This is a genomic window from Pseudomonas sp. SJZ131, from assembly GCF_007828705.1.
Lineage (GTDB): Bacteria > Pseudomonadota > Gammaproteobacteria > Pseudomonadales > Pseudomonadaceae > Aquipseudomonas > Aquipseudomonas prosekii.
This window is the reverse complement of sequence record NZ_VIVC01000001.1, coordinates 1,184,919-1,197,008: the sequence shown is the minus strand read 5'-3', so window position 1 is coordinate 1,197,008 and position 12,090 is coordinate 1,184,919. Positions and strand designations below refer to the sequence as shown.

The window sequence follows — 12,090 nt, the reverse complement described above, 5'->3', positions numbered from 1 at the left end:
GAGCACATCACTCTGGCGACATCAGCACTGCGAGCGTCAGCTTGATGAACTCTTCGTTCTTGTCGATGGTGTCCAGGGCACCGCGCACGTTGTCGGCGACATCTGCCGAGCCGCGCACTTCAACCCAGTTCGAAAGTTCTAGGATGGCGGCCTCCAGGGCCAGCTGGTTTTCGTTGATCTTGTAGAGCAGGGAAGGGAGCAGGTCTGAATTTGGCATCGCGATTCCTCCATGAAAGAAGTCATCGTAGCACCGTGTTACATGAAGGATTGTTTAACGATCGGCAGGACGCCGGCGGAGGGTTTTTGGTGCTTAGTTATGGAACACGTCCAGAATAGTTATGGAACACGTTCAATACGGCGGAGAGTTCGCCAAACGCCAGAAACGACAAAGCCCTGAATAATCAGGGCTTTGTCGGTACAAATATGGCGGAGGCGATGGGATTCGAACTCATGGACCTGTTACAGTCGACGGTTTTCAAGACCGTTGCCTTAAACCACTCGGCCACACCTCCTATTGCGTTGCGGGCGCCATAATACCTGAATGAAACACACTGTCAAACTCTCTGCATAGCTTGTTACAGAGCGTCTGTTATGATCTTTGCCACTGAACGTTTCCAACCAACAGGAGTGTCGCCATGCGCGAACAGGATTACGCAGTTAATAACAGCGTGCAGGCTGAGCAGCTAGAGGTTAGCCGCGTCCTGCGCAACACGTACGGCTTGCTCGCCCTCACTCTCGCATTCAGCGGTGTGATGGCGTTCGTAGCTCAACAGATGCGCGTCGGTTACCCGAACATTTTCGTGGTGCTGATCGGCTTCTATGGACTTTTCTTCCTGACCAACAAACTGCGCGATTCCGCGTGGGGCCTGGTGTCAGCGTTTGCCTTGACCGGTTTCATGGGTTTCCTGCTTGGCCCGATCCTCAACCGTTACCTGGGCATGCAGGGCGGCGCTGAAGTGGTCAGTTCCGCGTTCGCGATGACTGCGCTGGTATTCGGTGGTCTGTCGGCCTACGTGCTGATCACCCGCAAGGACATGAGCTTCCTCGGTGGTTTCATCACTGCCGGTTTCTTCGTGTTGCTGGGTGCGGTAGTGGCGAGCTTCTTCTTCCAGATCAGCGGGCTGCAACTGGCGATCAGCGCAGGTTTCGTGCTGTTCTCCTCGGTCTGCATTCTGTTCCAGACCAGCGCCATCATTCATGGCGGCGAACGCAACTACATCATGGCGACCATCAGCCTGTATGTATCGATCTACAACCTGTTCATCAGCTTGTTGCAGCTGTTCGGCATCATGAGCCGCGACGATTGATCGCCAGCCTTGAGCAATGAAAAAACCCGCTTCGGCGGGTTTTTTTATGGGCGCTGCACACGTTTGACCGGTCACAGCGTCCATCAGGCCCGCCAAACTCAAGCCTCTCGTTAATTCAAAATTATGCTGCCATCCGCCTGTTGTCGGTAAATCGTGTAGGGCAGCAGCAAGGTATCGAGCGCGCCGGATATCACCACGTCGATCAACACGAATGCTGGCGCATTGGTGTAGGTCTCGGAATCACGCCCTTTCTCCAGCGGCGCATTCAGGTAACAGAAGTCGTAGGTCACGCCGCTATAGATTCGCGGAATCGCGCCGCAATAGCTCTTCTGTTCCTTGAGACTTTTTGCCGCCGCTTCATCGCTGCGCACCACCGTCTGCACCGTGCCGCAACCCGCCAGCATCAGCGCGGCCAGTGCCATTATCTGAATTTTCATAAAGCCAATCCTTAGCAAAAAAATCACTGATTTACGTTGATATCGACAAAAACCTGATCACGCCATCGGCGGCAGTCGGCGTTTGACCGGGGTCTTTTTGACGATGGCCGTATTGGTTTCCGCGTGAGTGTTGAGGCGGTCGAGCAGCGTATCCAACTGTTCCATCGAGCGCACGTGCAAGCGTGCGATAAAGCAGTCATCGCCGGTGACCTTATCGCACTCAGTGAACTCGGCAATAGCCTGAATCTGTCGCTCAACTTCCTGCAACTGGCCTGGCAGCGGCCGGATACGCACAATCGCCTGCAACTGATAACCGAAACACTTCGGGTCGATCTCGACCGTGTAACCCTTGAGCACACCACGCTCTTCCAGGCGTCGCAAACGCTCGGCAACACTGGGCGAGGACAGGCCACTGATCTGCGCCAGGGCCTTGAGTGAACGCCGTGAATCTTCCATCAATGCGCTGATCAGCACTTGATCAATGTCGTCAGTCATCGCAAAGCCCCTATTAGGCAATTGACCTAAAACGCCCTCGATAAAAAAGGCGAAAGGCGAGTTTAGCCTGATTTTTGCGCTGGAGAAGCCCTGCGGCGGATTGGCATAATTTGCACTCAATCACGGGAGACTGACGATGGACAAAACCCTGCGCCACGGCTCATTAGAAATGACCGCCGCCATGCTCATCTCCGGAACCATCGGCTGGTTTGTGCTGGTGTCCGGGCAACCGGTGCTGGACGTGGTGTTCTGGCGCTGCGTGTTCGGCGCTGGCACGTTGCTGTTGATCTGCGCCGCGTTTGGCTTCCTTCGGCCCGGCATTCTGACCCGCACCACGTTTCTACTCGCGGTGCTCAGCGGCGTGGCGATTGTGGGCAATTGGGTGTTGCTGTTCGGCTCATATTCCCGGGCGTCGATCGCCATCGGCACCGCGGTCTACAACGTGCAGCCGTTCATGCTGGTTGGCTTGGCGGCGCTGTTTCTTGGCGAGAGAATCACCCTGCAAAAGCTCTTCTGGCTCGGCGTTTCGTTTCTCGGCATGCTGGCGATTGTCAGCGCCCACGGCGAGCAGGGCGAGCAGGGCGAGGGTGGCAATCAATATCTGCTGGGGATTGGCCTGGCGTTGGGCGCGGCGTTTCTGTACGCGATTGCCGCGTTGATCATCAAACGCCTGACCGGCACGCCGCCGCATTTGATCGCGCTGATTCAGGTCTGCACCGGCGTGCTGCTGCTCGCGCCGTTCGCGCACTTTTCGGCACTGCCGCAGGCTCCGAGCGCTTGGGCGAGTCTGCTGACCTTGGGCATCGTCCACACCGGTTTGATGTACGTTTTGCTCTACGGCGCGATCCAGAAACTGCCAACCGCACTGACCGGCGCGCTGTCGTTCATCTACCCGATTGCGGCGATTCTGGTCGACTGGTTTGCCTTCGGCCATCGTCTGCAAGTGCTGCAATGGCTCGGCGTGGCGGCGATCCTGCTGGCCGCCGCCGGTATGCAACAAGGTTGGGGCATCAAGTTGCGCCGAGTGGCCACGCCGTAAACGTCAAATGTTCCAGCGCGGCGCGGTTTTGGCCAGGCGCTGACGCATGTCGCTGATATTCGCCGCCAACTGCCGAGTCAATAAACGGTAGCCGTCCAAAGCACTGTAAACCCGCGCGTCGAGGCTGGCGTCCGGCGCGTCACCGGGACGGCTGAGGCGCTGGGTCGCGCCGGATTTCAGCGCCCGGGCCATGCCGATCAGTTGCACCCGAACCTGCCGATGCTCGACTTTCAACGATGTTTGCAGGTCGGCCATCGCCACCGGGTCAGTGGCGTCCGGTCGCGTGTTGCCGAGTATTTCCAAAGTACTGATACACATGCGCAGATTGCGCTGAATCGCGTCCAGTTCGGTCATGGAAATCTTCACTTCCTTGGACACCGACGGCATCAACGAACGCAGCTGCACCATCACCGTGTTCAGCCGACCCATGAGTTTGAGGTGTTCATCAGCGGTGACCGATTGGCCGTTAATGATCCGCCCGTAAACTGTCGCGCAGTCGCGCAAGGCTTCTGCCAGGTTGTAGCGCCAGGAGAACACCGCGTACAGCGGCAAGGCGAAGGAGAACGCCAACGCCAACGCGATACCGATCAAAATATCGACCCCGCGCCACAATCCGTCAGTCACGGCGTTGTCGCCATGACCGGCGACGATGAACACCGTGATCGCCGACAGCAAAGCGGTGTAACCGCCCTTGCCGATGGCGTGATACGAGAAAAACCCGCACACCACCGACATCGCAAAATAGGTCAGCCAAGGCATGCCGAGCCAGGCTTGCTGCGCGACGATCAACAAGCCGACCCCGGCGCCAATCAACGTGCCAATCGCCCGTTCGGCGGCTTTTTTGCCGATGTTGCCGTGGTGCTGCAAACCGCCAATCACCACCAGCATGGTCACCGAGGCCCACTCACCGTGTGGCAGGTTGATCCCGGTGGTCAGTGCAATCGTCGCGAGCAAACCCAGCGAAACCCGCACCGCGTGAATCACGCGAGCGTTGCGGTAACGCCGATACGGGTCCAGCAGCGGACGGAGCAATCGGCGCATCAACGGTGGCAGGCGATAGGGTCTCAGATCAGGCCTCCTCGGAAAACACAGTCAGAAAACACAGTCAGAAAATGTAATCGGTGGTCAGGAAGCTCGAATCGCGTCCGCGAATGATCTCGCTGATCAGCGCTTTGTTACTGTCCTGGAACTTGGTCGCGACCAGGGTTCGAATTGAAAACACCCGCAGCGCGTCATGTACTGACAACGTACCTTCGGCGGAATTCTTCCGGCCATTGAACGGGAACGTGTCCGGGCCACGCTGGCATTGCGCGTTGATGTTGATGCGCCCGACCTGGTTGGCGAAGGTATCGACCAGTCGACCGACCGCCACCGGGTTGGTGCCGAAGATGCTCAACTGCTGGCCGAAATCCGATTCCAGAACGTAGTCGATCACCGTGTCGAGATGTCGGTACGGCACAATCGGCACCACCGGCCCGAATTGCTCTTCCTGATAAACCCGCATCTGCGGATTCACCGGGTACAGCACCGCCGGGTAAAAGAACGACGCCCGCGCTTCGCCGCCATTGTCGTTGACCACCGCCGCGCCTTTGCTGACCGCATCGGCCACCAGCGAATGCAGGTATTCAACCTTGCTCGCTTCCGGCAACGGCGTCAGCGCCACGCCGCTGTCCCACGGCATGCCGGGTTTGAGCGTGGCGAGTTTGGCGTTGAATTTTTCGATAAACGACTCGACCACATCTTCGTGAACGAAGAGGATTTTCAGCGCGGTGCAGCGCTGGCCGTTGAACGACAGCGAACCGGTGAGCGCTTCGCTGACCGCGTTATCGAGGTCGACCTCTGGCAGGACGATGCCAGGGTTTTTCGCGTCCAGACCCAGCGCGGCGCGCAAACGGTGTGGTTTTGGATGAAGTTTTTTCAGGTCGCTCGCGGCTTTGTTGGTGCCGATAAACGCGAAAATATCGATCTTGCCGCTGGCCATCAGCGCGCTGACAGTTTCGCGGCCGCTGCCGTAAATCACGTTGATCACGCCGGTCGGGAAGCTGTCGCGGAACGCTTCCAGCAGCGGCCGAATCAGTAGCACGCCGAGTTTGGCCGGTTTGAACACCACGGTGTTGCCCATGATCAGCGCCGGGATCAGCGTGGTGAAGGTTTCGTTCAGCGGATAGTTGTAAGGCCCCATGCACAACGCGACGCCCAACGGCACGCGACGGATTTGCCCGAGGGTGTCCTGTTCCAGTTCAAAACGGCTGGAGCGGCGGTCGAGTTCCTTCAATGCATTGATGGTGTCGACGATGTAATCGCAGGTGCGGTCGAACTCTTTTTCCGAGTCCTTGAGGTTCTTGCCGATCTCCCACATCAGCAACTTGACCACGGCTTCGCGCTGTTGGCGCATCCGTGCGAGGAAGGCTTCGACGTGTTGAATGCGCTCGGCCACGCGCATCGTCGGCCACAAACCCTGGCCACGGTCGTAGGCGCGAACGGCGGCGTCGAGGGCAGTGAGTGCGGTATCGGCATCCAGCAGCGGCGTGCTGCCGAGGATCACTTGTTCGTCGCCGTTTTCACCGGTCAGGTACACCGGGCTGCGGACTTGGGCGAGCGGACCGTCCCACCTGCGCAGTTCGCCATCGACCAGGTATTCGCGTTGTTCGGTCGGGCCGTCGAGGCGGTATTTTTCCGGAATGTCGCTGCGGTCGGGAAACAGATTGCCAAGGATGTGTGCTGTGGTCATGTCGCTACCCCGTGTGGATTCGGTGATGCACTGATGAATCGTTTTAGCAGACCTTGGCCTCGCTTGTCATGACCCATCTCAGGTGAGCGTTGCTTATTCAAGATAGTCCACGCGCCATAAATGCTGGCGCCACCAAGGGTTTGCGGCGACTCACTGACACACAAGTGCAGCAATCTTCAGGCAACAATCCATACAGGTACGCGTGGTGGGGCAGCCATCGCGAAGGACGCCAAACCCACTCGATCGACAGGACGTCATCATGGTATTTACCGAAAACACAGGGCCGGACCACAACGGCGAATATCGCCATCCCGAGGCGCGATCCTGGCTGGCACTGGCGGCGGCAATCGAGCCGCAAGTGGCGCACTCTTTCATGGTCTGCGCGCGGTGCGGGTGTTTCATGCAGGCGGCGCGCAGCCTTAACGTCAGGGCGACATTGTTGCGCAAACAACTGGCGCAACTCGAAGAGCAACTGCAACGCACGCTGTTCAATTTTCACGGCAGCACGCTGAGCCTCAGCCGCGAGGGTTTGCAACTGCAAGCGCAGCTGATTGCGTTGGCCCATGAACGGCAATTGCCGCTGGTCGAGCAACCGCTGATTCGCCTCGCGGTGGCCGAATCGATCCTGCATGACATCCTCGGTCGCGACTTGATCGCGCTGCTGCGGCGTAATGCCAGCGTGCGGCTGGAGATCATTTCGCTGGACAGTGAACTCGTCCTGCAAACCGTCAGCGCTGACGTGGTGGTTTGGCTGAGTGGCGCGGGCGGGCCATTGCCGGGGCCGACGTTTGCTATCGACGAGCCGCAGCACCTGGCGCGGCTGGACTATCTGCCGCATATCGCCAAGCGCTATTCGCGGGTGGCGGCGCGGCCCGAGAGCACCGACGACCTGACGGATTTCATGTTGGTGCAATGGCAGCATGACCAGCAAATCGACAGCTTCGAACCCTGGAACACACTGGTGGAACAACGCCTGGCCGGGGTCGTGCAGCTGCAATCTTATGAACTGATGCTGGAAATGATTCGCTGCAGCGCCTGCATTGGTTTGCTGCCAAGCTACATCAGCCGTTTCGACCGCAGCCTCAGCGCGTTGCCGGGTTTGTTCAGCGAACCGATGCAGCGCAACGCGTGGCTGGCGGTCAATATCGATTCCCGCCAGAAGCCCGAAGTGCAAGCGCTGTTCGAGATGATCCGCAACACCTTCCAAGAACGCCGCGAGTGGTTCGAGCCACCCACCTGACAAACGCGCTCCTGCAATGGCTATCGCCACGTCAGCAGATCACGGTTTAGGATGAGCGGCCATGTACGCTTCACGGAAGAATCACCATGCCGAGCACCGACGCCAGCATCATCATCCAGCGCTTCAGCGAGGCGCATATCGACGGTATCACCGCGGTTTACAACGACCCGGCGATTACCCGACAAGTGCTGCAAATGCCGTTTCAGTCCACCGAGATCTGGCGCGCGCGCCTGATGCCGGACAACGAGCGCATGGTGAATCTGGTGGCGCTGCATCAGGGCATGGTCATCGGCAATATCGGCATTGAGCAATACTCGCGGATTCGCCGCAGCCACGCCGGTGGCTTTGGCATGGCCGTCGCGCAGGCGTGGCAGGGCAAAGGCGTCGGTTCGAAACTGTTGGCCACCGCGCTCGACATCGCCGACAACTGGATGAACCTGCACCGCGTCGAACTCACGGTCTACGCCGATAACGCCGCGGCGATCGGCTTGTACCGCAAGTTCGGTTTCGAGGATGAAGGCCTGTTTCGTGACTATGCCGTGCGTGACGGCCAATGGGTCGACACCTTGAGCATGGCGCGCCTGCGCTCGCTGCCCAGGGCCGGTTGACTCAGTCGCCCAACGCGAACGCCACCGCCGCCTGCGCATGCAGTTCGGTGGTGTCGAGCAGGGGCAGGGCGCTGTGCTCGGGTTTGACCAGCATGCCGATTTCCGTGCAGCCGAGGATGATCGCCTGGGCGCCACGGGCGGTGAGTGACTCGATCACTTGCTGATAAACCTTGCGCGATGTGTCGCTGATAATCCCGACGCACAACTCGTCATAAATGATCCGGTGCACAGCCTGGCGCTCGTCGGTTTCGGGCACCAGCACGGTCAAACCCATGGCCGTCAGACGCTCCTTGAGAAAGTCCTGCTCCATGGTGAACGCGGTGCCGAGCAAGCCCACCTTCAACGCCCCGGCTGCAACCGCCGCTTGCCCGGTCGGGTCGGCAATGTGCAGAAACGGAATGTCGATAGCAGCCTGAATCTGCGCCGCGACCTTGTGCATGGTGTTGGTACACAACACCACGCAATCCGCGCCACCGGCCTCGAGCCTGCGCGCCGCGTCCACCAGAATCGCCGCCGCGTCATCCCAGCGCCCGGCATGCTGGGCCTGTTCAACCGGCCCGAAATCAACGCTGTACATCAGCAATTGCGCCGAGCGCAAAGGCCCGAGATGATCCCGAACCTGCTGGTTGATGAGGCGGTAATACTCGGCGCTGGACTCCCAGCTCATGCCGCCGATAAGGCCGATGGTGCGCATTGCGCTCTCCTCTGACATTGCTCGCCCGAACCGGGCAGGTCGCTGCAGAGTGTCCAATCGTTTGCGGGATGATTCCAGCAAAAATTTCTTCGCCACTGATTGCCCGTGTCAGGCACGGGCAGGGACTTCATCGGTGGTATTGATCAGCGTCCACATATTGAAAGGTCGCGCGCCCGGTCACTGTGGTCGCGAGGGTTATTCTAATGATGGGCACGGTAATCCGTGGGCTCGTCCAGTTGTACAAATCACGTTGATTCCAGCGCGCATCGGCCAATCCCACGGCTGGGCTGCCGGCAATATAAAAGAACGCCATGATCGGCAGTTTGTTTGGTTGGCCTGCGCCCCACGCTGCGAGAATCAAATCGTTCTGTTCGGAGAAGCCACGCTGTCCGAGCTGTTGTTTCGCGCGTATGGATTGATAGAAAGAATCGGCCCCCAAGTTGTTCATGGCATCACGAATATCGAAGCTGCACTGATGCAAACTTGGCTTGGCAATGCCCGCCGTCTGCCAATGTTTGATCCATTGTTCAGCTGTCGTAATTCCTATGGACTGGCAGCGACGGCTTTGCGTGGGGTAGTCCGTACTGGGTCCGCAACCGGGGCTGGCGCGATACCAGGCCCAACCATCAATGGGAAACGCGCAAAGGTATTCAATATGCAGTTTGTCCGCGGGTTTTTCGAGCATTGGATAGAGCACGTAGCCGTTGCTGTTTTCCTTTGGGTCAGTCCAGGCCATTTCTTTGAAGTTGGCGTCGGCCCTGAGGTACGAAAAATGAATGCCGCCGGTTTTAACCGAAGTAGGGCTCGGGTCCCAAACATGGTAGCTGTTGTCTTGCCTGGTAACTCGCAGTGTTACCCCGGAACACAAGAACGCCGGTGCTGACGGCGTTCCACAGTTGATCCTTTTATCGTCATACAGCGTTTGCAGACGGGCGGCGACTGCATTGCCGGTGTTGGCCGCCAGACCATTCATGGGCTCTTGTTGGGGCGCCGGGCCTGTTTGACTGCAGCCCAGTACAAAGCTCGCCCCGAGCACTGCGATCAGGAGTTTTAACGTATTCATCAGTTCACTACTTGGTCAGCGGCAACAAAAGCAAACGTGGCGGTTGCTGTAGAGGAATTGGCGGGGGTCAGGCGAATAATCGGAATAACGATCTTCGGGTTTGTCGAGTTATTGAAATCTCGCTGATTGTATTGAGCGTCGGCCAGACCAGCGTTAGTGCCACCAGCAATGTAGAAGAACGCCATGATCGGGAATGTATTCGGGCGGCCCGCAGTCCAGGTCTTGATGATGACCTCGTTATGTTCCACGAATCCCGACTCTGCCATCAGCGATTTGGCGCGTACGGACTGGTAGAACGCAGGCCCGGACAAGGTATTGCGAACGTCCGTTATATCAAAGCCGCATTGGCGCAAATTCTGTTGGGTCCCCGGCAGCTTCCACACTGCGAGCCACTGTTCGGCGATGGTGACATTGGCACTGTGGCAGCGTTGACTCTGCGCCGGGTAACCGGCGGAAGGTCCGCATACTTGCGTGGCACTTCGGTGCCAACCCCAGGCATCCATTGGGTACGAGCACAGGTAATCAAGGTCAATCTTGTCGGCCGGCGCTTCGAAGATCGGGTACAGGATGTAACCATTGCCATAACCCCAGGCCAGGCGTCCAAAGTTTGCATCGGCGCGCAAATAAGAGAACGAGACACCGCCGCTTTTTACCGATACGGGGCTTGGGTCCCAGACTTTATAAGCCGGATCCTTGACCGTGACGCGCAGGGTCACGCCCGAACACAGAAACGCCGGTTGAGAGTCGGATTTGTTGCAGTTGGCAAATTTTCTCCCGTAGAGCGTGGTCAATTGAGTGGCAACTGCTTGACCGTTGGCTGTATTGGATAAAGTACCTATTTCACCATTAGTTTGCGTGGTGACCTGACTGCAGCCTGCAACTAATAAAGCTATGAAAAAACCCATGACGTTGCGCATCACATACCTCGTCCGCAGACTTGATAAGACGTTATTGGTAAAAAGCTCGATGGAGTGAGTTGCTGGCGAAGTTTATAAAGTCACTCTTAAACACCACGAAAATATCATCGGCTCGCCAGTCCCGGTCTTTCTGATGGTGTAGTTGAACATCACTGGCTCGCCTCGGTTTTCCGTGAGCCATGACTGAGGGACCGGGATGTTGGTATGCAGCGCTTGAGTAATCGGGATCTCGGCACTGCTGCGTATTGCTCTGCCATACACGCGCAAACGCACGGAGTAGTTGCCATCAAGCGTGGGGTAATAAGCCCGGATATTTAGACGGTCCGCAGACAGGGTTGGCTCTTTCAAGTGATGGCGTTGGCGGGTGATCGTGATGTCGCGGTCTCTGGACGGTATATCGACGGTGGTCTGCGGCAGCCTGACTGTGTACGAAATTTCTGCACGGCTGCCGATGGTGTCTACAACTTCCAGGCGGGGGATCTCGAACGTTAACGTTTCCCCGGCATGGCTGATGGTTTTAACTTCACTGCCGTAAGAAGTGCGCCGGCCGAGCCAATAAACCTTTACCGTTTGTCCCGCAGCGGAACCGGGATAGGCGACATGAACGGTTGCAAACTTGGCACTGTAGAAGTCTTTCTCGAAGTTCAACTGCGTGCCGCTCAGTTCCTCTGCTTCAAATACGGTTGGCGCTACCAGGTCCAAAGGCTCCGGGACTGGTTTGTCCGCCAAATCCACATTCAAGTAGGTCACCGAAGATCGGCCCGAACGGTTATACAGCTGATCAATGACTTCGAACGAAAACGGCATCTGCGGATTGTTGCCAGCTCGCTGGAACGTATCGGTCAATAGCGTTTGCGTCACCACTGGACTGCCGGGAGCGGCCTCGCCGGGTGTGACATTCCGCACGACTTGCGCCACACCCACACTCAGCTCAATACGATCGTGGGCTCTGCGGTTGACGTAATCGAAGCCGGTCAGCACGCCCTGCGCGGCGCGCGCGGCATTAACGCCGCTGGCGATGACATCGGCCGGAAGTTGCAGGCGCAACCCTGCGGGTGCCGGTTCACCGGGTCGCAGGGAATGGTAGAGCACGCGCAGCGGCAACGACGTTTCGGGTGCGCCGCCGAGTCGGGTGACTTGATAGGTGATGAGATTGATATCGTCACGCAACACGCCTTTGGGGATATTGGTCTCGACTCTGGAGTCCTCTTGACCGGCGCCGATGGTTCTTCCGGCCTCAGGGATCAGTCGATCATTTACGAGAATATTCACGTGGTCACCGATCAACATGGGGGACGTCCATGGATCGATGAAACACTTCAGTCCCAAAGCTTTATCGTCGTAAATCGCCTTGGAAATCCCCCCGTGAGGATTTTGCGCATGGATTACCGGGGTAATCCAACCGGGGATCATCAACGGATAAAGAACCAAAATCTGGTTTTGTGCAGACATTTCGGAAGGCTTTGTCATCATTCTCACCTGGTCGGGATTGGAATTTGGTAATCCGTCGAGGCTTTCATCAGACACCCGGCCTCAGTCATTGACTACTGTCAGATCTG

Annotated in this window: 13 protein-coding genes and 1 tRNA gene; 4 read left to right on the top strand and 10 right to left on the bottom strand. The window is 57.8% G+C overall.

Annotation, left to right across the window (positions count from 1 at the left end; translation table 11 throughout):
- Positions 1-7: 7 nt before the first annotated feature.
- On the bottom strand, positions 8-217 hold the full coding sequence (locus tag FBY12_RS05050; RefSeq protein ID WP_145251667.1) for a hypothetical protein: 210 nt from the start codon (positions 215-217) through the stop codon (positions 8-10).
- Positions 218-424: 207 nt separating this feature from the next.
- Positions 425-512 (bottom strand) — tRNA-Ser (locus FBY12_RS05045).
- A 123-nt stretch (positions 513-635) separates the two neighbouring features.
- Here FBY12_RS05045 and FBY12_RS05040 point away from each other — a divergent pair.
- Positions 636-1,307: a Bax inhibitor-1/YccA family protein gene (locus tag FBY12_RS05040; protein WP_121733132.1), complete on the top strand. Its 672-nt coding sequence runs from the start codon at positions 636-638 to the stop codon at positions 1,305-1,307.
- A gap of 110 nt (positions 1,308-1,417) precedes the next feature.
- On the opposite strand, the gene FBY12_RS05035 is transcribed toward FBY12_RS05040, so the two are convergent.
- Complete coding sequence (locus tag FBY12_RS05035; RefSeq protein ID WP_145251665.1) at positions 1,418-1,744, bottom strand: YceK/YidQ family lipoprotein; 327 nt, start codon at positions 1,742-1,744, stop codon at positions 1,418-1,420.
- A gap of 57 nt (positions 1,745-1,801) precedes the next feature.
- Positions 1,802-2,239 carry an Lrp/AsnC family transcriptional regulator gene (locus tag FBY12_RS05030; protein WP_121734450.1) on the bottom strand — a complete coding sequence of 146 codons (438 nt, stop codon included), beginning with the start codon at positions 2,237-2,239 and terminating at the stop codon, positions 1,802-1,804.
- A gap of 136 nt (positions 2,240-2,375) precedes the next feature.
- Here FBY12_RS05030 and FBY12_RS05025 point away from each other — a divergent pair, with 136 nt between their 5' ends.
- Positions 2,376-3,278, top strand: coding sequence for a DMT family transporter (locus FBY12_RS05025; protein WP_145251663.1), 903 nt, complete (start codon positions 2,376-2,378; stop codon positions 3,276-3,278).
- A 3-nt stretch (positions 3,279-3,281) separates the two neighbouring features.
- Here FBY12_RS05025 and FBY12_RS05020 read toward each other — a convergent pair whose 3' ends face one another.
- Entirely contained in the window at positions 3,282-4,319 is a 1,038-nt protein-coding gene (locus FBY12_RS05020; protein ID WP_178111715.1) for an FUSC family protein, read from the bottom strand.
- 64 nt (positions 4,320-4,383) lie between these two features.
- Complete coding sequence (locus tag FBY12_RS05015) at positions 4,384-6,009, bottom strand: NADP-dependent glyceraldehyde-3-phosphate dehydrogenase (RefSeq protein WP_145251659.1); 1,626 nt, start codon at positions 6,007-6,009, stop codon at positions 4,384-4,386.
- Between the two features lie 259 nt (positions 6,010-6,268).
- Here FBY12_RS05015 and FBY12_RS05010 point away from each other — a divergent pair, with 259 nt between their 5' ends.
- Positions 6,269-7,249: a LysR family transcriptional regulator gene (locus tag FBY12_RS05010; protein WP_145251657.1), complete on the top strand. Its 981-nt coding sequence runs from the start codon at positions 6,269-6,271 to the stop codon at positions 7,247-7,249.
- 86 nt (positions 7,250-7,335) lie between these two features.
- A complete protein-coding gene (locus FBY12_RS05005) occupies positions 7,336-7,857 on the top strand; it encodes a GNAT family N-acetyltransferase (RefSeq protein ID WP_145251655.1) in 522 nt (173 codons plus the stop codon).
- A gap of 1 nt (position 7,858) precedes the next feature.
- On the opposite strand, the gene FBY12_RS05000 is transcribed toward FBY12_RS05005, so the two are convergent.
- The 4 genes from FBY12_RS05000 to FBY12_RS04985 form a co-directional block, all read right to left on the bottom strand.
- On the bottom strand, positions 7,859-8,551 hold the full coding sequence (locus FBY12_RS05000) for an aspartate/glutamate racemase family protein (RefSeq protein ID WP_145251653.1): 693 nt from the start codon (positions 8,549-8,551) through the stop codon (positions 7,859-7,861).
- A 127-nt stretch (positions 8,552-8,678) separates the two neighbouring features.
- Positions 8,679-9,614, bottom strand: a complete 936-nt coding sequence (locus FBY12_RS04995; protein ID WP_145251651.1) for a halovibrin HvnC — start codon at positions 9,612-9,614, stop codon at positions 8,679-8,681.
- Positions 9,614-10,531 (bottom strand): halovibrin HvnC, encoded by a 918-nt coding sequence (locus FBY12_RS04990; RefSeq protein WP_145251650.1) that lies wholly within the window; start codon positions 10,529-10,531, stop codon positions 9,614-9,616. Before FBY12_RS04990 ends, FBY12_RS04995 begins: the two co-directional genes overlap by 1 nt.
- A gap of 72 nt (positions 10,532-10,603) precedes the next feature.
- Entirely contained in the window at positions 10,604-12,058 is a 1,455-nt protein-coding gene (locus FBY12_RS04985) for a hypothetical protein (RefSeq protein ID WP_145251648.1), read from the bottom strand.
- Between the last annotated feature and the right edge of the window lie 32 nt (positions 12,059-12,090).

Bases quoted from the DNA above. Each gene is read 5' to 3' on its own strand.
- FBY12_RS05040 (WP_121733132.1), top strand. From the start codon at position 636: ATGCGCGAACAGGATTACGCAGTTAATAACAGCGTGCAGGCTGAGCAG.
- FBY12_RS05015 (WP_145251659.1), bottom strand. From the start codon at position 6,009: ATGACCACAGCACACATCCTTGGCAATCTGTTTCCCGACCGCAGCGAC.
- FBY12_RS04990 (WP_145251650.1), bottom strand. From the start codon at position 10,531: ATGCGCAACGTCATGGGTTTTTTCATAGCTTTATTAGTTGCAGGCTGC.
- FBY12_RS05050 (WP_145251667.1), bottom strand. From the start codon at position 217: ATGCCAAATTCAGACCTGCTCCCTTCCCTGCTCTACAAGATCAACGAA.
- FBY12_RS05020 (WP_178111715.1), bottom strand. From the start codon at position 4,319: ATGCGCCGATTGCTCCGTCCGCTGCTGGACCCGTATCGGCGTTACCGC.
- FBY12_RS04995 (WP_145251651.1), bottom strand. From the start codon at position 9,614: ATGAATACGTTAAAACTCCTGATCGCAGTGCTCGGGGCGAGCTTTGTA.
- FBY12_RS05010 (WP_145251657.1), top strand. From the start codon at position 6,269: ATGGTATTTACCGAAAACACAGGGCCGGACCACAACGGCGAATATCGC.
- FBY12_RS05035 (WP_145251665.1), bottom strand. From the start codon at position 1,744: ATGAAAATTCAGATAATGGCACTGGCCGCGCTGATGCTGGCGGGTTGC.
- FBY12_RS05030 (WP_121734450.1), bottom strand. From the start codon at position 2,239: ATGACTGACGACATTGATCAAGTGCTGATCAGCGCATTGATGGAAGAT.
- FBY12_RS05005 (WP_145251655.1), top strand. From the start codon at position 7,336: ATGCCGAGCACCGACGCCAGCATCATCATCCAGCGCTTCAGCGAGGCG.
- FBY12_RS05025 (WP_145251663.1), top strand. From the start codon at position 2,376: ATGGACAAAACCCTGCGCCACGGCTCATTAGAAATGACCGCCGCCATG.
- FBY12_RS05000 (WP_145251653.1), bottom strand. From the start codon at position 8,551: ATGCGCACCATCGGCCTTATCGGCGGCATGAGCTGGGAGTCCAGCGCC.